This is a genomic window from Streptomyces sp. NPDC047706 (assembly GCF_043204795.1).
GTDB lineage: Bacteria > Actinomycetota > Actinomycetes > Streptomycetales > Streptomycetaceae > Streptomyces.
Window position 1 is genome coordinate 168,083 of the sequence record NZ_JBIDCW010000008.1, and the last position, 18,580, is coordinate 186,662.

Annotated in this window: 12 protein-coding genes and 4 pseudogenes; 7 read left to right on the top strand and 9 right to left on the bottom strand. The window is 72.1% G+C overall.

Annotated features, from left to right (window positions below; genetic code table 11):
• Nucleotides 1-138: 138 nt before the first annotated feature.
• Both treY and glgX read right to left on the bottom strand, forming a co-directional pair.
• Nucleotides 139-2,490, bottom strand: coding sequence for a malto-oligosyltrehalose synthase (gene treY / locus ACGF8A_RS12320; protein WP_393107020.1), 2,352 nt, complete (start codon nucleotides 2,488-2,490; stop codon nucleotides 139-141).
• Nucleotides 2,491-2,764: 274 nt separating this feature from the next.
• Nucleotides 2,765-4,873, bottom strand: a complete 2,109-nt coding sequence (gene glgX, locus ACGF8A_RS12325) for a glycogen debranching protein GlgX (protein ID WP_393107022.1) — start codon at nucleotides 4,871-4,873, stop codon at nucleotides 2,765-2,767.
• Nucleotides 4,874-5,066: 193 nt separating this feature from the next.
• On the opposite strand from glgX, the pseudogene ACGF8A_RS12330 reads away from it, so the two are divergent.
• The 4 genes and pseudogenes from ACGF8A_RS12330 to ACGF8A_RS12345 all read left to right on the top strand — a co-directional run bounded on the left by ACGF8A_RS12330 (nucleotide 5,067) and on the right by ACGF8A_RS12345 (nucleotide 9,497).
• Nucleotides 5,067-5,878: pseudogene (locus ACGF8A_RS12330) on the top strand (Tat pathway signal sequence domain protein).
• Nucleotides 5,879-5,985: 107 nt separating this feature from the next.
• Entirely contained in the window at nucleotides 5,986-7,299 is a 1,314-nt protein-coding gene (locus ACGF8A_RS12335; protein WP_393107024.1) for a copper amine oxidase, read from the top strand.
• A gap of 112 nt (nucleotides 7,300-7,411) precedes the next feature.
• A complete protein-coding gene (locus ACGF8A_RS12340; protein WP_393107026.1) occupies nucleotides 7,412-8,650 on the top strand; it encodes an SAV2148 family HEPN domain-containing protein in 1,239 nt (412 codons plus the stop codon).
• A gap of 124 nt (nucleotides 8,651-8,774) precedes the next feature.
• The gene (locus ACGF8A_RS12345) at nucleotides 8,775-9,497 is read left to right on the top strand and encodes a 3'-5' exonuclease (protein ID WP_393107028.1); all 723 of its coding nucleotides are present in this window, start codon (nucleotides 8,775-8,777) and stop codon (nucleotides 9,495-9,497) included.
• 67 nt (nucleotides 9,498-9,564) lie between these two features.
• On the opposite strand, the gene ACGF8A_RS12350 is transcribed toward ACGF8A_RS12345, so the two are convergent.
• Nucleotides 9,565-10,428: a phosphotransferase enzyme family protein gene (locus ACGF8A_RS12350; RefSeq protein WP_393107030.1), complete on the bottom strand. Its 864-nt coding sequence runs from the start codon at nucleotides 10,426-10,428 to the stop codon at nucleotides 9,565-9,567.
• A 182-nt stretch (nucleotides 10,429-10,610) separates the two neighbouring features.
• Here ACGF8A_RS12350 and mgt point away from each other — a divergent pair.
• Nucleotides 10,611-11,841 (top strand): annotated as a pseudogene (gene mgt / locus ACGF8A_RS12355) (macrolide-inactivating glycosyltransferase).
• Nucleotides 11,842-11,960: 119 nt separating this feature from the next.
• Here mgt and ACGF8A_RS12360 read toward each other — a convergent pair.
• Nucleotides 11,961-12,419 (bottom strand): annotated as a pseudogene (locus tag ACGF8A_RS12360) (MMPL family transporter); the annotation flags it as partial.
• Nucleotides 12,420-12,499: 80 nt separating this feature from the next.
• On the opposite strand from ACGF8A_RS12360, the gene ACGF8A_RS12365 reads away from it, so the two are divergent.
• Both ACGF8A_RS12365 and ACGF8A_RS12370 read left to right on the top strand, forming a co-directional pair.
• A complete protein-coding gene (locus tag ACGF8A_RS12365; protein ID WP_393107032.1) occupies nucleotides 12,500-13,054 on the top strand; it encodes a DUF1697 domain-containing protein in 555 nt (184 codons plus the stop codon).
• Nucleotides 13,055-13,257: 203 nt separating this feature from the next.
• Nucleotides 13,258-13,428: pseudogene (locus tag ACGF8A_RS12370) on the top strand (disulfide bond formation protein DsbA); the annotation flags it as partial.
• Nucleotides 13,429-13,454: 26 nt separating this feature from the next.
• Here ACGF8A_RS12370 and ACGF8A_RS12375 read toward each other — a convergent pair.
• The 5 genes from ACGF8A_RS12375 to ACGF8A_RS12395 form a co-directional block, all read right to left on the bottom strand.
• Nucleotides 13,455-14,195, bottom strand: coding sequence for a sirohydrochlorin chelatase (locus tag ACGF8A_RS12375; protein ID WP_393107034.1), 741 nt, complete (start codon nucleotides 14,193-14,195; stop codon nucleotides 13,455-13,457).
• 5 nt (nucleotides 14,196-14,200) lie between these two features.
• Nucleotides 14,201-15,094, bottom strand: a complete 894-nt coding sequence (locus tag ACGF8A_RS12380; RefSeq protein ID WP_393107036.1) for an ABC transporter permease — start codon at nucleotides 15,092-15,094, stop codon at nucleotides 14,201-14,203.
• Nucleotides 15,081-15,869, bottom strand: a complete 789-nt coding sequence (locus ACGF8A_RS12385; RefSeq protein ID WP_393107038.1) for an ABC transporter ATP-binding protein — start codon at nucleotides 15,867-15,869, stop codon at nucleotides 15,081-15,083. Before ACGF8A_RS12385 ends, ACGF8A_RS12380 begins: the two co-directional genes overlap by 14 nt.
• A gap of 31 nt (nucleotides 15,870-15,900) precedes the next feature.
• Nucleotides 15,901-17,007 carry an aliphatic sulfonate ABC transporter substrate-binding protein gene (locus ACGF8A_RS12390; protein WP_393107040.1) on the bottom strand — a complete coding sequence of 369 codons (1,107 nt, stop codon included), beginning with the start codon at nucleotides 17,005-17,007 and terminating at the stop codon, nucleotides 15,901-15,903.
• Nucleotides 17,008-17,224: 217 nt separating this feature from the next.
• The gene (locus ACGF8A_RS12395) at nucleotides 17,225-18,580 is read right to left on the bottom strand and encodes a sulfate adenylyltransferase subunit 1 (protein ID WP_393107042.1); all 1,356 of its coding nucleotides are present in this window, start codon (nucleotides 18,578-18,580) and stop codon (nucleotides 17,225-17,227) included.

Genomic DNA, 18,580 nt, shown 5'->3' on the forward strand with positions numbered 1-18,580 from the left:
TCTCCCTGCGGGCCCTGCGGGTGCCCGCCCTCGGCAGACTCGCCGACCCGCCCCTTCACAGCCGGCTCCCCGGGCCCACCCTCTTCAGCAGCATCACCTCAGCCCGACGACCAGCCGCATCACCTCAGCCGCCCCATATCAACCGACCCGTTCCAGCAGCACCACGGGCAGTGGCTCGAAAAGCTCTCCCACGCGCGCGTGCCCGCTGAACTTCCGACCCGTGTCGAGCACATCCGCCCAGCTGCCCGGCGGCAGCGGCAGCGTCGTGTCACGCCAGCCACCCGCCTGCGCCAGCCGCAGCGACAGCCGTGTGACGGCGACGACGACCTCACCCGAGCGGGCATACGCCAGACAGTGCGTGGCCGCCGCGCCCTCCGCCGCCAGCGGCGCGTACGACGCGGCTTCCCCGAACACCTCGGGCCGCCGTGCCCGCAGCCGCAGCGCCGCCGTGGTCAGGGCCCCCTTGGCGCCGGGATCCGCAGCCGGCGGGAACGCGGCGGGCAGGCGGTTGTCGGGGTCGACCAGGGCCCGGTACTCGCCCTCCGTGCCCTGGTACAGGTCCGGCACCCCCGGCATGGTCAGATGGACGAGCGCCGTGCCGAGCACATTGGCCCGGATGTGCGGCTCCAGCTCCGCGCGCAGCGTGGCCACGGCCTCCCCCGGGGGCCCGCACGGGCCCGTGTCGACGAACGCCGCCACCGCCTCCTCGTACGGCGGCTCCTGCTCCGTCCAGCTGGTGTACAGCCCTGCCTCGCGCACATGCTTCAGCAGCGCCTGCCGTACCCGGTCCGCGCCGGCCGTGCCGAGGCCGAACACCGTCTGCCAGGCCGCCCACGCCAGCTGCGCGTCCGGCACGCCCTCACCCGTGCGGGTCACGTCCGTGAGCACGTCCGCCCAGCGCTGCGGGCACTCGGTGAGCACGGCCAGCGCCGCCCGCACGTCGGCGCTGCGCTTGGTGTCGTGTGTCGACACGACCGTCCCGGTCAGCGGCCAGTCGCGCTGCACGCGCGTGCAGTACGCGTGGAACTCCTCCGGGGGCAGCGAGGGGACCCCCGGGTTCCCGCCCACCTCGGTCGCCGACAGCAGCGGCACATAGCGGTAGAACGCCGTGTCCTCCACGGACTTCGCCCGCAGCGCCGACGCGGTCTGAGCGAACCGGGCCCGGAAATCCAGCTGGTCCGGCGCGTCGCCGTACCGCCCCAGGACCAGCCCGCGCACGACGTCGACGGCTCCGGCCTCCTCGGGGACGACGAAGGCCGCCCCGGCCTCAGCGGCGGCCTGCTCGGTGACGACGTCCGCGGCGTCGCCTGAGCTGTACGGCCGGTAGACCTCCAGCCGCACCAGCAGCTCACGCAGCGCCGTGTGCAGCGCCCAGGGCGCGCGGTCACGCAGGTCGAGGTCCCGCGCGGAGGCGCACAGCCGACTCGCCGTCCGGGTCAGCCGGTCCACCTCGGCGGCCAGCTCGTGCTCCAGCACGCGGTACGCCGCCCGCCGTACCGTCGCCTCCCAGTGCCCGCCGCGGTCCGTCTGCGGCGCCGCGAACCGCCGGTACTGGCCCAGAAGTTCACCGGCGCCCGCGGGGTCCGCGAACACTCCGTCGACGTGCCGCAGGGCGTCGTAGCCCGTGGTGCCCGCGACGGGCCAGGAGGCCGGCAGGTGCTCCCCGTCGGACAGGATCTTCTCCACGACCGTCCAGCGGCCGCCGGTCGCCTCATGCAGCCGCCGGAGGTACGCGTCCGGGTCGGCGAGACCGTCGGGGTGGTCGATGCGCAGCCCGTCGATCACGCCGTCGTGCAGGAGCTGAAGGATCTTGGCGTGCGTCGCCTCGAACACTTCCGGGTCCTCCACGCGCACCCCGATGAGTTCCGAGATGCTGAAGAAGCGCCGGTAGTTGAGCTCGGTACGGGCCAGCCGCCACCACACCGGGCGGTACCACTGCGCGTCCAGGAGCTCCGGCAGCGGCAGCTGTTCGGTGCCCTCACGCAGCGGAAAGGCGTGGTCGTGGTAGCGCAGGACGCCGCCGTCGACCTGAAGGTGCTCGATCGCGGCGCCGAGCGGCTGCCCCAGCACCGGAACGAGCAGCCGCCCGCCCTGTGCCTCCCAGTCGATGTCGAACCAGCGCGCGTACGGCGACCTGGGGCCCTGGCGGAGCACCTCCCACAGGGCCCGGTTGTGGCGCGGCACCATCGCCATGTGGTTCGGCACGATGTCCAGCACCAGGCCGAGACCGTGATCCCGCGCGGTGTACGCCAGGGCCCGCAGCCCCTCCTCGCCACCCAGTTCCGCACGTACGCGCGCGTGGTCCACGACGTCGTAGCCGTGCAGCGAACCCGGTACGGCCTCCAGGACGGGGGACAGATGCAGATGGGAAACGCCGAGCGAGGCCAGATACGGCACGGCCGCCGCCGCGGCACCGAACGGGAACTCGGGCTGCAGCTGCAGCCGGTACGTGGCCGTGGGCACCACCGGGTCAGGACGCTCAGGTGTCATGGAAAGCTACGTACCCGCCCCGCCGCGTTTCGTGTCATCGCCCCCGCGCGTGCGCCCCCGCGTGGCCGGCTCCGGACGACGGGGAGGCGGCCCGCGACTCGCCCGCGCCCCGCCGCCCGGTCGCCCGGACGGACCCGTGCACGCCGCCATGGAGGTGATCAGCGCCGCGCTCGGCGCCACCGCGGCCGCGGAACCGGCGGCGCGCCCGGCGACGTACACCGGGCGCGCCTGGAGCGCCTCCCACGCGCGCGTGCCCGACGGGCGGCACCCGCTTCTAGACGGGGCGCTGCAGCACCGTCAGGCTCCGGTCCGGCAGCGTCAGCCGGTCGCCGTCCGCCACCTTCGTGCCCGTGCCCGGGGGCACGCCCTCGGGCCGGGCGGTGTCGACGACGACCTGCCACTGCCGGCCGTGGTTGACCGGCACCACGAAGTCCAGCGCCTTGGGTGAGGCGTTGAACATGAGCAGGAACGAGTCGTCGGTGATCCGTTCCCCGCGTGGCCCCGGCTCGGAGATCGCGTTGCCGTTGAGGAACACCGTCAGCGCCGACGCCTGCGCCGACTCCCAGTCCCGCTGGGTCATCTCCTTGCCCCCGGGGGTGAACCAGGCGATGTCGGACAGCTCGTCATGGGTGCCCTCCACCAGCCGGCCGTGGAAGAAGCGGCGCCTGCGCAGCACCGGGTGGTCCCTGCGCAGCCACACCATCGCGCGCGTGAAGTCCAGCAGTTCGCTGCCGTCCTCGGGCCACCGTACCCAGGCCAGCTCGCTGTCCTGGCAGTAGGCGTTGTTGTTGCCGCGCTGGGTGCGCGCGAACTCGTCACCGTGGCTGATCATCGGCACGCCCTGGGACAGCATGAGCGTGGCGACGAAGTTGCGCATCTGCCGGCCCCGCAGCGCCAGCACGGCGGGGTCGTCGGTCTCGCCCTCCGCGCCGCAGTTCCAGGACCGGTTGTGGCTCTCGCCGTCGCGGTTGTCCTCCCCGTTGGCCTCGTTGTGCTTGTCGTTGTAGGACACCAGGTCGTGCAGTGTGAAGCCGTCGTGGCAGGTCACGAAGTTGATGGAGGCGAGTGGCCGGCGCCCGTCGTCCTGGTACAGATCGGACGAGCCGGTCAGCCGGGAGGCGAACTCCGCCATGGTGCGCGGCTCACCCCGCCACAGGTCCCGTACCGTGTCCCGGTACTTGCCGTTCCACTCCGTCCACAGCGGCGGGAAGTTGCCCACCTGGTAGCCGCCCTCGCCCACGTCCCAGGGTTCGGCGATCAGCTTCACCTGGGACACCACCGGGTCCTGCTGTACCAGGTCGAAGAACGACGACAGCCGGTCCACCTCGTGGAACTGCCGCGCCAGCGTGGCCGCGAGGTCGAAGCGGAAGCCGTCGACGTGCATCTCGGTGACCCAGTACCGCAGCGAGTCCATGATCAGCTGGAGCACGTGCGGGGACCTCATGAGCAGGGAGTTGCCGGTCCCGGTGGTGTCCATGTAGTACCGGGGGTCCTCCGCCAGGCGGTAGTACGACGGATTGTCCAGACCCCGGAAGGACAGTGTCGGGCCCAGGTGGTTGCCCTCGGCGGTGTGGTTGTAGACGACGTCCAGGATCACCTCGATCCCGGCCTCGTGGAGCGCGCGTACCGCCGACTTGAACTCCAGGACCTGCTGGCCCCGGTCGCCCCAGGAGGCGTACGCGTTGTGCGGGGCGAAGAAGCCGATGGTGTTGTAGCCCCAGTAGTTGTTCAGGCCCATGTCCACCAGCCGGTGGTCGTTGACAAACTGGTGTACGGGCATCAGTTCCAGGGCCGTGACGCCGAGCCCGGTGAGGTGCTCTATCACCGCCGGATGGGCGAGCGCCGCGTAGGTGCCGCGCAGCTCCTCCGGCAGCCCCGGGTGGCGCATGGTCAGGCCCTTCACATGGGCCTCGTAGATGACCGTCTCGTGGTACTCCGTGCGCGGCGGCCGGTCGTCGCCCCAGTCGAAGTACGGGTTCACCACGACGGACGTCATGGTGTGCGGTGCGGAGTCCAGGTCGTTGCGCCTGTCCGGTGAGCCGAACGGGTAGCCGTACACCTCCTCGCCCCATGAGATGGAGCCGCTGATCGCGCGCGCGTACGGGTCGAGCAGCAGCTTCGCGGAGTTGCAGCGCACCCCCCGCTCCGGGGCGTACGGGCCGTGCACGCGGAAGCCGTACCGCTGCCCGGGCATCACGCCCGGCAGGTACGCGTGCCGGACGAACGCGTCGCTCTCCCGCAGTTCCACCGCCGTCTCCGAGCCGTCGTCGTGCAGCAGACACAGCTCTACTCGGTCCGCGGCCTCCGTGAAGACCGCGAAGTTGGTGCCGGCACCGTCGTACGTGGCGCCGAGCGGATATGCCTCTCCAGGCCAGACCTGCATGGATACGACTCTTCCAGGTGTGTCGTGCCGGTGGGACCGCCTTGACCCCGAGTCTCCACGAAAGTGAGGGAACCACCTATGACTTACTGCCCTCTTACCGGTCGACCAGTGCATACGGAGGTATGCCGAATCAGTGGGGCAGACACGTACTCCCAGGGAGATCAGGGGGAGTAGGGGAGATTGTGGCAACACAGTGCACCGCCACCTGGGCAAGGTGGTGGCCGGTGCCGCCATCGCGGTCGCCGGGACGGCCGTCATGGTGGGCATCACCCTGCCGGGCGCGGCAGGCGCGGACGACACGGCCGGGGGAACGGCCGGCGGACCCGCGGGGCCCGGCAGGCGGCCCCGAGCGCGGGAGACGGCCAGGCAGCCGTGCCCCCGGGCGTCGTCGAGCAGGCCCCGGACGAGGGTGAGGAGGGCACCGGCCGTGACCCGCTCACCGAGGACGAGATGAAGCGGGTCGAGCGGATCGCGCTCAGCCGGCAGCTGATCACCTCCGGCGAGGGCGTCGACGGCGGCCGGGGACCGCAGCGGCTCGGCGCCGACCTCGCCGAACCGGAGGCCGCGGAGCTGGGAGACGCGAAGGCGCCCCGGCGGGCCGAGGTCTCGTTCTACGACTACCGGGACGACACCCTCGTCACCCGGACGGTCGACCTCGCCACGGGGAAGGTCGAGCGGACCGCCAGCCGGCAGGGCGTCCAGCCGCCGCTCAGCCGCGACGAGGCCACCGAGGCGGCCCGGCTGCTGATCGCCGACCCGCTGGGCGCGGGTCTGCGGGCCGACTACGAGGACGCCGCCGGGGAGGAGCTCACCGCGCCGGACCAGCTGCTGCTCAACAGCATGGTGTACCGGGCCACGCCGGGCGCCCGGCCCGCCGTGCTCGACCGGTGCGGGGAGCACCGCTGCGTACGGCTGTTCCCCAAGGTGAAGAACGGCCCGTGGATCGACACCCGTCACCTGGTGGTCGACCTGAGCGCCCGCAAGGTCGGCCAGCTCGCCGGCTGAGCCACCCGCGCGCGCGAGCAGCCCGCCGCCGTCGTACCGGTCCACCTTTCCCGCCCGATCCTCCAGAAGGCTCCGGGTGAGCCTTCCGCAAGGGAGTCGCATTCGTCATGCCCGTGATCAGCAACAGCCGTGCCCGCAGGCGGACGGCCCTGGCCCTCGCCCTGGCCGGGCTGGCCTCCGGCGCCCCCACCACCGGGGCTTCCCCGGCGACCGCCCGGCCCAAGGCCGCGCCCGCACCGGCGGCCGAGTGCAGCGCCGCCTACCGCATCGAGCGGAAGCTCTCCACCGGTACCACCTGGCGGATGTGCTGGCGCTACCACAAGGAGGCCGGTCTCGTCCTGGAGCACATCACCTACCAGCCGCCGGGCGAGCCCCGCCCGATCAAGGTGCTGGCCTCCGCCAAACTCGGTCAGATCCATGTGCCCTACGACGACGGCAGGAACGAGTACCACGACCTCACCCAGGCCGGTTTCGGCCAGGGCCTGAAGGACCTGGCGCCCGGTGAGTGCCCCGGGGGCACCATCAGGACCGTCCGGGTACCCGAGGCCTGGGACCCGTCCCACCAGAACGTCAAGGGCCTGTGCACCACCACTCGTTCGCGTGGTCACGCCTACCGCATGCAGGGCGACACCGCGGGCAAGGTCTTCCAGGAGCAGGGCAAGGACCTGCTCGTCTACACCGTCAACCAGGTCGGCTGGTACGAGTACATCACCGAGTGGCGCTTCCAGGACGACGGCACGATCAACATGAACGTCGGCGCCACCGGCCCCCTGTCGCCCATGGACTACGACGCCGGCGACGGCCGCGGCTGGCCGATCGGCAAGGGCGCCAAGGCCTACGCCACCAGCCACAGCCACAACGTCTTCTGGCGGCTGCACTTCAACCTGGACGGCTCCGCCAAGGGCCGGATCGAGCAGTACGACTCCAAGGTCGGCGCCCCCGCGAACGGGCGCCCGGCACCCACCAACAAGACCACCCGCACCGCCGTCACCAAGGAGCTCGCCGGCGACGCCAGGAACATGCGCTGGTGGCGCGTGGTCAGCGCGACCGGCAAGAACAAGGACGGTCACCGGCGTTCCTACGAGCTCGTGCCCGGCGCCAGCGCCAAGTACCCGGGCCGCGGCTACACCAGGCACGACGTGTACTTCACCGAGTACGACAAGTGCGAGCAGTACGCCAGCGACAACCTGCCGAACTGCGGTGCGGGGCACGGCAGGTCCGTCGACAAATGGGTGAACGGCCAGGCCCTGAAGAACCCCGTGGTCCGGGTCAACGTCGGCTTCCACCACGTGGCGCGCGACGAGGACCAGCAGCCCCTGCCGGTCCACTGGCAGGGCCTGTCCGTCGTCCCGCGTGACGTCACCGCTATGAATCCGCTCACGCCCGCCGAGCCGGCCGGTCAGAATGGACGTCCCGCGTAAGGCAGTTGGGAGACGAGCCTGCCCATCGGGCTGCACCGCCGACCGCTCCCGGAGTACCCTTCCTTGATCGTTGGGACGGGGAGTGCTCGGGGGAGCGGAAGGCGGTGCGCGGGTGGGCTCGGGAGGGCTGGAGCTGCCCCCTGGTGACGAGGGTCACGAGGGGAGCTCCGCAGAGGTCCCGCCCGGCAGGGTGTCCCTGGCCAGACCGATGGAGACGCACTCGATCGGCCCGGAACTGGACTGGGACGCCGACGCCTGGCGCGAGGTGCGCACCCGCGCCCAGCGAGCCGGGCGTGCCTACATCTGGCTCAACCTCGTCGAGCAGCGCCTGCGCGCGGTCGTGGCCGCCGTCCTGCGGCCCATCTACGAACCGGTCCACGGCGACGACTGGGTGGTCGCCGCGGCCGGTCCGGCCGGCCAGGAGTGGGCCCAGCGCGCGGTCGCCGTGCGCGAGGTCAGCCGCCGCAAGGGGTATCTGCTCGACCCCGCCGACGACAACGTGCTGAGCTTCCTCACCCTGCCCCAGCTGCGCGAGCTGATGGTCCAGCACTGGCCGTGCTTCGAGCCCTACGTCGACGAACGCCGGGACGTCGAACTCGCGCTCGACGAGCTGGAGGTCACCCGGAACGTCGTCTCCCGCAACCGTGCCCTGTCCGAGGCCGTGCTGAACCAGGCCGAGCGGGCCTCGGCGCGCCTGCTGGAGGTCCTCGGGGCGGGCGGGGACGTGCCCTCGGCGCGCCGGCTGCCGGTCGACGCGGTCGAGGACCTGGTGGGCGACCGCTATTCCGACGTGGTCGCCGTGCACTCCGACCGGGTGCGGCTGATGCGCCGGTTCCCCGCCGAGGACATCTTCGGCGGCGCCCGCCGTCTCGACGCCGTCGGCATCGGTCTCAACCTGCTCGTGCAGAACTTCTCCGGGCGCCGGCTGGTGCGCCTTGCCGAGGGCGGCTGCCGGGTGCGGCTGCTGTTCCTCAACCCGGCCTCCAGCGCGGTGAAGCGGCGCGAGCGCGAACTCGGCATCAAGCGGGGCGAGCTGAGCCGGGCCGTGGAGATGAACATCCTGCACATACGACGGGTGCGCGCCCGGCTGCGGGACCCGGGCGCCTTCGAGATCCAGGTCTACGACGAGACCCCGCGCTTCACCGCCTACCTCGTCGACGGCGACGGATCCGACGGCGTCGCGGTCGTGCAGTCCTATCTGCGCCGCACCCGCGGTATGGAGGCGCCGGTACTGGTGCTGCGGAACGGCGGCCGGGTGGTGAAGCCGGGCGAGGCGGACGAGGGCGGACTCTTCGGAACGTACCGGGAGGAGTTCGAAGCGGCATGGGTGGATTCACGCCCTGTGTCCTGAATCGGCGTCATCTGCTCCGGCGTCACGCCCGGGGCCCAAGCGGAACGATGACCTCTGATTGTCAGTGCCGCATGCGATCGTGGAGATCACTGGGGGAAAGCACCACCAAGAAGGGGGGCCGCCCATGGGCTGGCACCGGGAGCTGCTGATCGGCTTCGACCTGGAGACGACCGGGACCGATCCGCGCGAGGCGCGCATTGTCACGGGGGCCGTGATCGAGGTGAGGGCAGGTCAGCCCTTGGGACGCCGGGAGTGGCTGGCGGACCCGGGAGTGGAGATCCCGGCGGACGCGGTGGCGGTGCACGGGATCAGCAACGAGCGCGCGACGGCCGAGGGCCGCCCGGCCGACCAGGTCGCCGACGCGATCGCGGGCGTGCTCGTGGGCTACTGGAGGACGGGCGTCCCCGTCGTCGCCTACAACGCCGCCTTCGACCTCACCCTGCTCTCCGCCGAACTGCGGCGGTACGGCCTGCCGTCCCTGCGCGACCGCCTCGGCGGTACGCACCCGGCGCCGGTCATCGACCCGTACACCATCGACCGCCAGGTCGACCGATACCGGCGGGGCAAGCGCAATCTCGAAGCCGTCTGCACGGAGTACGGCATCGTCCTCGACGGCGCCCACGACGCCTCCGCCGACGCACTCGCCGCCGCCCGGCTGGCCTGCGCGATAGCCGCCCGCCACCCCAAGGTCGCGGCCCTCGGCCCGGCGGAACTGCACCGCCGCCAGGTCGAGTGGTACGCCGAGTGGGCGGCGGACTTCCAGAACTTCCTGCGCCGCAAGGGGGACGCCACCGCCGTGGTGGACGGGCTGTGGCCGCTGCGGGAGCCGGCGGGCGAGCGGGTCTGAGCCACGCCAGGCCCGGTCAGGCGGCGGGGAACGGAGACCGGCACACCGCCCGACGGCGGCCGTCTGCTCAGAACGGATACCAGCGCACCGTGGCGTCCCCGTCCCGCAGGGAGGCCACCCGGCGCTCGAACTCGGCCAGCGCCTTGGGGTTGCTCGGCGCGTGCTGGGCCACCCAGGCGCAGCTGGCCGTCTCCCGCGCACCGCGCAGCACCGCACACCCCTCCCATTCGCGCACGTCCCAGCCGTAGGCCTCGGTGAAGGAGTCGTAGGCCGCCTCCGAAAGGCCGTAGCGGTCACGGGAGAGGGCCATCACCACCAGGTCGTGCTCACGCAGGTCGGCGGAGAAGGTCTCCAGATCGACCAGGACCGGACCGTCGGGGCCGATGTGCACATTGCGGGGCAGCGCGTCGCCGTGGATCGGGCCGGGCGGCATCCGCGGGGTGAGCGCGGCCGCGGCCGACGCGAACCCGTCACGCCGCTCGCGCAGATACGCCGCGTCCGCCGGGTCGATCGCCTCGCCGGCGAGCCGCAGCCAGCGTTCCACCCCGCCCAGGAGCCGGCGGGACGGCAGTGCGAAGGAGGGGGAGGGAGTCGCGTGCACCACCCGGAGCAGTTCGGCCAGATCCCGGGGCTCGGCCGGCCGTACGGGTTCGGGCAGCCGGTGCCACACGGTCACCGGGTGCCCGTCGACGAGCAGTGCCGTCTCCCCGGCAGCCCGGACCGCGGGGACACCGGCCCGTGCCAGCCACAGCGCGACAGCCAGCTCCCGGCGCGCCCGGTCGAGGAGTTCGGCGTCGCGGCCCACCTTGACGACCAGGTCACCGGCGGCGAACACGGCGTTCTCGCCCAGGGCGAGGAGCCGCGCGTCCCGTGCCGGACCGGGCAGCACCCCTGCCGCGTCCAGTACGTGTCGCGCCCGTGCCTCGTCCATCGTCCGCCTCCGTGATCCGCCGTCGCCGGGTCCGTGGCCCGAACCGCGGGGTGCCGCGTGCGTGGCCGTCCGTCGGCCAGTGTCGCATTCGCACAGGTCGGACGGCGTGCGCGGCCCCTTGTCGACCCCGACCACCGTCACGGGGCACGGAATCCCGGGGAACAGCGGGGCGGCGACATCAGTTGCACGAGACGTATCGTCTCGCTTAGGGTCGGGGTCATGACGCACATCGCCATGTTCTCCATCGCCGCCCACGGTCATGTGAACCCGAGCCTGGAGGTGATCCGTGAGCTGGTCGCCCGTGGGCACCGGGTGACGTACGCGATCCCTCCGGCGTTCGCGGAGAAGGTGGCCGGGACCGGCGCCGAGGTGAAGCTCTGGAACTCGACGCTGCCGTCACCCGACGACGACCCCCGGGCATGGGGCAGCACCTTGCTGGACAACGTCGAGCCCTTCCTGAACGACGCCATCCAGGCCCTGCCGCAGCTGATCGAGGCGTACGAGGGCGATGAGCCGGACCTCGTGCCGCACGACATCAGCTCCTATCCGGCGCGGGTCCTGGCCCACCGCTGGGGGGTCCCGGCCGTCTCCCTCTCGCCGACCCTCGTGGCCTGGGACGGCTACGAGAAGGAGGTCGCCGAGCCGATGTGGGAGGAGCCGAAGAAGACCGAGCGTGGCCAGGCCTACTACGCGCGGTTCCAGGCCTGGCTGGAGGACAACGGCATCACCCAGCACCCCGACCCGTTCGCGGGGCGGCCGGCCCGTTCCATCGTGCTGATTCCCAAGGCCCTGCAGCCGAACGCCGACCGGGTCGACGAGACCGTGCACAGCTTCGTCGGCGCCTGCCAGGGCGACCGCGGCGCGGAGGGGGAGTGGCAGCGGCCCGCCGGCGCGGCGAAGGTCGTGCTGGTCTCGCTCGGGTCGGCCTTCACCAAGCAGCCGGCGTTCTACCGGGAGTGCGTGCAGGCGTTCGCCGGGCTGCCGGGCTGGCACCTGGTGCTCCAGATCGGCAAGCACGTCGATCCCGCGGAGGTGGGGGAGGTGCCGGCGAACGTGGAGGTGCGGTCCTGGGTCCCGCAGCTCGCCATCCTCAAGCAGGCCGACCTGTTCGTCACGCACGCGGGCGCGGGCGGCAGCCAGGAGGGCATGGCCACGGCCACCCCGATGATCGCCGTACCGCAGGCGGTGGACCAGTTCGGCAACGCGGAGATGCTCCAGGGCCTCGGCGTGGCCCGCCATGTCCCGGCGGAGGAGGCCACCGCCGGGACGCTCCGCGAGGCGGCTCTCGCGCTCGTCGACGACCCGGAGGTCGCCCGCCGGCTGGCTGAGCTCCAGGCGGAGATGGCGAAGGAGGGCGGTACGCGGCGCGCCGCCGACCTGATCGAGGCCGAACTGGCCGCGACCCGCGCGTGAGCGCGCCGGGACGTGACCGAGGGCCCGTCGGTTCCGGCGGAACCGACGGGCCCTCTGCCTGAGCCGAGGCGGAGATCAGGCCCGCACCCGCTCCCCTTCCGCCACCATTGGCGTCCGCGGGGCCCCGTCACCGCGTCGGCGGCCTCGTCGTGCGCAAGGTCCGGCAGGCGGTTCAGCCACTTCGGCGGGTACCAGTTGCGCTCACCGAGCAGCGCCATCACCGCCGGAAGCAGCACACCCCGGATGATCGTCGCGTCGATGAGCACCGCCGCCGCGAGGCCGACGCCCATCTGCTTCATGGACTGCATGGACAGGGTGCCGAAGATCGCGAAGACGGCGACCATGATGACTGCCGCGCTGGTCACGACCCCCGCCGTGGTGACCACGCCGTGCGTGATGGCGTCCCGCGTCGTCCGGCCGCGCAGCCGCGCCTCGCGAATCCGCGAGACCACGAACACGTGGTAGTCCATCGACAGCCCGAACAGGATCACGAACAGGAACAGCGGCAGCCGGCTGACGATGGCGCCGACGCCCTCCGCGCCCACCAGCGACGCGCCCCAGCCGTGCTGGAAGACGGCAGAGTTTCGCGGAACCCGCACCCCGGGTCCGGCCGTCGTGCCCGCCCCCACGGGGCACGACGGCCGCTTAGGGTGGACGGGTGACGACGTATGCGGCGCTGTTGCGCGGGATCAACGTGGGCGGCAGCAGGAAGGTGCCGATGGCCGATCTGCGCGCCCTGCTGGAGAACCTCGGCCACGAGGGCGTGCGGACGTATCTCCAGAGCGGTCAGGCCGTGTTCACCGCCGCCCACGGCGACGAGGACTCCCTGGCGGCGGAGCTGACGCGGGCGATCGAGGACCGGTTCGGCTTCGGCGTGGACGTCATCGTGCGCGACCACGCCTACTTGGAGGCGGTCGCCGCCGACTGCCCCTTCCCCGCCGCCGAACTTCAGGCCAGGCAGCTCCACGCCACCTACCTCTCGGAGCCGGTCGGCGCGGAGCGTTTCGCCGGGATCGACCAGGCGGCCTTCCTCCCCGAGGAGTTCCGGCTCGGCGACCGCGTCCTGTACCTGTACGCACCGAACGGCCTGGGCCGCTCCAAGCTCGCCGAGCACCTGGCCAGACCCCGCCTCACCAAAGGCGTGATCGCCACGACCAGGAACTGGAACACGGTGGCCAAGCTGGTGGAACTCACGGGACCTGCGGCACGGTGACCGGACAGCTCGTCAGGGCGCAGCCGCACGGCACGCCGTCACTGGTCCGGACGCCCCCGCCCCAGGACGCCGCACACCTCGGGTCCCCTCCCTGACCCAGGTCCCCAGGGGCCGAAGTGGCCCAGGAGACGATCATGCAACGGGACCGAAGGCGCGTGCCGTCGCGCGACCGGCATCCCGACCGGCGCCGGGAACTGCCCGACGGAACGCCGGCCGCGCATGTCGACGGCACGGTGTGGTTCGGCCCCGTGCCGCGGGCCGTTCCGCGCGGCTCGCGGGCCGCCGAGCTCTTCGACAGGTTCCGTGTCCCGGCCCGCCACCCGGACTTCTTCGAGCTCGGGCGGACGCGCGCCGGAGGGCTCCGGTCCGACTGACCGGGCGTGGCGCGAGCAGCGCCGGCTCAGGCCCCGACAGCCGCCTGCATCGCCGGCCGCGCCCCGTCGTACCGCTCCAGCAGCACCCGGGCCACCTCCGGCGCCGGACCCAGCACACCGGCCAGGACGTCCGCCTCGGCCGCTCCCCGGGCGATGCGGTCCGGCAGGAAGCCGGGAGCCAGGACGTACGGGGCGACGGCGACGCGTTCGCAGCCGAGGCCGCGCAGTTCGCGTACCGCGTCCTCGGTGCGGGGAAGGGATGCGGAGGCGAACGCAGGCCGCACGGCGCACCAACCGGTGTGCCGCCACTCCCGCGCGATTTCTGCGATCACTGCGATCGCCTCCGGGTCGGTGGACCCCGCCGAGGCCAGCACCACCCCGGTCGAGGACTTGTCGGCGGGCGTCAGCCCCGCCTCGTAAAGCCGCCGCTCCAGCGCGTCCAGCAGCAGCGGCGAGGGGCCGAGCACCTCCGCCTGGCGGATCCGCAGCCGACGCGGCGCCTCCCGCAGCACCGCCGGAATGTCCGCCTTCGCGTGGAAGGCGCGCGTCAGCAGCAGCGGCAGCGCCACGACGTCGCGGACGCCTTCCGCCGCCAGGGACTCCAGCACGCCCCGCACCGACGGGATGTTGAAGTCCAGGAAACCGAGTTCGACACGCACACCCGGCCGCAGCGAGCGCACCCGCCGCACCAGGGCGTGCACGGTCGCGGCGTGCCGCGGGTCGCGGCTGCCGTGGGCGATGACGACGAGGACCGGTTCGTGGCGCACGGGGATCAGCTCTTCACCAGCAGGCCGCGGCTGCGCAGCACCCGCCGCTCCAGCGGACTGAAGATCAGCAGGTCGATGGCGATACCGACGATCAGGATGAGCAGGATGGCGAGGAAGACCATGGACATGGAACTGGTGTTGCGGCCGTTCTCCAGCAACTGGCCGAGCCCCACGCCCAGCTCGGGGGAGGAGGCGATGATCTCGGCGGCCATCAGCGACCGCCACGAGAACGCCCAGCCCTGCTTCAGGCCGGCCAGGTAGCCGGGCAGCGCGGCCGGCATCACGATGTGCCAGGTGCCCTTCAGCCCGGTCGCCCCGAGCGTGCGGCCCGCCCGCAGGAAGAGCGGCGGCACCTGGTCCACACCGGACACGAGGCCGTTGGCGATGGAGGGGACCGCGCCCAGCAGGATCACGGCGTACATCATCTGGTTGTTCAGGCCGAGCCAGATCACGGCGGGCGGCACCCAGGCCACCGACGGCAGCGACTGCAGGCCGGACAGGACCGGCCCGATCGCGGCCCGCACGAACCGCACCCGTGCCACCACAAGGCCCAGCGGGGTGCCGATGGCCAGCGCCATCAGGAAGCCCAGCAGACCGCGGGAGACGCTGGTCCAGATGTAGTCGAGCAGCGTGCCCTGCAGCCAGGCCGTGCGCACCTCGCCCCACACGTCGGAGGGGGAGGGCAGCTTGCTGGGGTCGTCCACGACGTGGAACGCGATCAGCGCCTGCCATACGGCCAGCACCAGCAGGATGGCGGTGAGGGGCGGCACGATCTTCTGCGTGAAGGTCGTGCGCAGCGGCGTACGGCCGGTCTGCACCGTGTCCAGGGCGTCCAGGCCCGCCTCGAGGCCGGCCAGATCGTGACCGTCCTTGACGGCGGGCGTGTCAGTGCTGGCCATGTCGGCGGATCTCCCCACGCAGTTCTTCGGTGATCTCACGGGACAGCTCCGCCACCGCGGCGTCCTCGATGCGGCGCGGCTGCGGGATGTCGACCGCCCACTGGCGCGCGATCCGTCCCGGGCGCGACGACAGCAGCACGACGCGCTGCGCGAGCCGCACCGCCTCACGCACGTTGTGCGTCACGAACAGCACGGACAGCCGTGTCTCGTTCCAGATCCGGGTCAGCTCGTCGTGCAGCACGTCCCGGGTGATCGCGTCGAGCGCCGCGAACGGCTCGTCCATCAGCAGCAGGCTGCTGTCCTGCGCGAGCGCGCGGGCCATCGCCACCCGCTGCCGCATACCGCCGGACAGCTCGTGCACCCGCTTGCCGTACGCACCCTGGAGCCGGACCAGCTCCAGCAGTTCCTCCGCACGGCCGCGCCGGCCGGCCTTCGGCACGCCGCGCAGCTTCAGGGCGAGCTCGATGTTCTTGCCGGCGGTCAGCCACGGGAAGAGGGCGTGCTCCTGGAACATCAGCGCCGGGCGGCCGTCCGTCGCGATCGTTCCGGACGACGGCCTGTCGAGCCCCGCCACCAGGTTCAGCAGAGTGGACTTGCCGCAGCCCGAGGCCCCCAGGAGGGTGACGAACTCGCCCGGCGCGACGTCGAGCGTGACGTCGTCGAGGACGAGCTGCTGCCCGGCGGGGCCGGCGAAGGACTTCGAGACGTGCTCGATGCGCGCGGCGTGCTCCACCGACGTACCGGCGTCGGCGGCCTTGGCGAAGGTCGTGGCCATGGTCGTCACCTCCTGGGAACTGGTCAGGGACTTATGAAGCGGCGCCGAGACCGGCGTCTGCGACGGTGGCCTCGCCCCGGGCGGCGAGGATCTTGTTCAGCGGGGTGAGGTCGTAGATGCCTTTCAGGACGGGCCGCTCCAGCAGCCCCACCTTCACCGCGTGCCGTGCCTGGGCGTCGAGGGTGGCCGCGAGGGGGTCGTCGGTGATCCGGATCGACCGCCACGCCGGGTCGAGCACCTCGGCCGGCAGGGGTTTGCCGGTGTCCGCCCCGAGCTGCTCGTTCGCCGCGGCCTTCGCCCTGCCGGGGTTGGCGCTGATCCACCTGTTGGTCTCGACGGACGCCCGCAGCACCGCCTCGACGGCCCTCGGGTGATCCTTCAGGAAGCTCTGCGACACGATGATGTTCGTGATCACGAACTTCTTGTCCGGCCACAGGTCGGCCTCGTCGAGGAGCACCTTCCCGCCGTCGGCGACCAGCTTCGACGCGGTCGGCTCGGGCACCCAGGCGCCGTCGACGGACCCCGACCTGTAGGCGTCCGGGACCACCTTGTTGTCCGTGCGGACCACGGAGACGTCGCCCTCGCCGCTCTGGGCGTCGACCTTCCAGCCCTGCTCGGCGATCCAGTTCAGAAACGCCACGTCCTGCGTGTTGCCGAGCTGCGGGGTGCCGATCCGCTTGCCCTTGACGTCCTTCAGGGACCTGATCTTCTCGGGGTCGACCACCAGCTTCACCCCGCCCGACGCCGAACCGCCGATGATCCGCAGGTTCTTGCCGCCCGACTTGATGTACCCGTTGATCGCCGGGGACGGGCCGATCCAGCCGATGTCGACGGAGCCCGAGTTCAGGGCCTCGATCTCGGAGGGCCCGGCGTTGAAGGTGGCGTACTCGGCCTTGGTGGCGCCGAGCTCCTTCTGGAAGAAGCCCTGCTGCCGGCCGACCAGCGCGGTGGCGTGCGTGAGGTTGCCGAAGTAGCCGATCCGGACCGAGTCCAGACCGTCGATCCTCTTCGCCCCGGCGGCGACCTGGACGGTGTCGTCGTCCTTGGCCTGGGAGCCGTAGCCGCAGGCGGCGAGCGCGAGCAGCGGCAGCGCGGCCATCGCCACGAGACAGCGGCGCAGGGCGGTGGTGGCAGGCACGGGAGGGGTTCCTCTCGGTGTCCCGGTCACGACACCTCAGGTCGTGGCCGGGGGGTCGGCGGGTTTTCGGCGGCGCACGCGGGGCGCGTACGTCAGCGCACACATCGCGCGCGTCACGCACATCGCGCCACCCCGCCCTGCCCGCTGCCGAGGGCGCCGCTGCCGACGCGACCGCCCTCCTTCGCGAAGGACGAGTAGAAGTCGGTCGTGTGCATGGTCAGAAGTCCCACCCGTCGTCCTCGGCCTCGTCCCGGACCGGCTCCGGGGAGGCGAACGACTCGCCGACCATGCCCGCGGTGAGCGTGGTGCCGTCGCTGGGGTCGATCAGGATGAACGAGCCGGTACGACGCGAGTCGGCGTAGGAGTCGACCGGCAGCGGCTCGGCGGTGCGGACCTTCACCCGGCCGATGTCGTTGGCGGCGAGCTGCCCCGGGTGCGGGTGCAGGGACAGGTCGTCCAGGGTGAGCCGGGACGGGATGTCCTTGACGATCGCCTTGACCGTGCGGGTGCCGTGCTTGAGCAGCACCCGGTGGCCGACGGTCAGCGGCTGGTCGGCCACATGGCAGACGGTCGCCTCGATGTCCTGCGTGGTCGGCGGCGCGTCCTTGCTGGGTACGATCAGGTCGCCGCGCGAGATGTCGATGTCGTCCTCCAGCAGGAGGGTGACCGACTGCGTGGTCCAGGCGGCGTCGACCGGCGTGCCCAGCAGGTCGATGGCGGAGATCCTGGTGGAGCGGCCGGACGGCAGCACGGTGATCTGCTCGCCCACGCGGAAGGTGCCCGCCGCGATCTGGCCCGCGTAGCCCCGGTAGTCCGGGTGCTCGGCGGTCTGCGGCCGGATCACGAACTGCACGGGAAGGCGCGCGTGGCAGTGCGCCAGGTCGTGGCTCACCGGAACGGTCTCCAGGTGCTCCAGGACGGTGGGGCCGCCGTACCAGTCCATGTTCGCGGACGGCTCCACGACGTTGTCGCCGTTCAGCGCCGAGATCGGGATGGCGGTGACCTCGGGGACGCCGAGCTCGGTGGCGTACGCCGTGAACTCCTCGGCGATCCGGCCGAAGACGCTCTCCTCGTAGCCGACGAGGTCCATCTTGTTGACCGCGAGGACCACGTGCGGGACACGCAGGAGGGCGGCGATCGCGGCATGCCGGTGGGTCTGCTCGACGACGCCGTTGCGGGCGTCGACGAGGACGATCGTCAGCTCGGCTGTGGAGGCGCCGGTGACCATGTTGCGCGTGTACTGCACGTGCCCCGGCGTGTCCGCGAGGATGAACCGGCGCCGTGGCGTGGCGAAGTAGCGGTACGCGACGTCGATGGTGATGCCCTGCTCGCGCTCGGCGCGCAGACCGTCCGTCAGCAGCGCGAGGTCCGGGCCCTCCTGGCCACGGCTCGCCGAGGCGCGCTCCACGGCCTCCAGCTGGTCGGTGAGCACCGACTTGGAGTCGTGCAGCAGCCGGCCGACCAGCGTGGACTTGCCGTCGTCGACCGAGCCGGCGGTGGCGAACCGCAGCAGGGTGGTCGCCGACAGCTGCTCGACCGACAGCGTCTCGGTGGGTTCGGTGGTGCTCGTCAT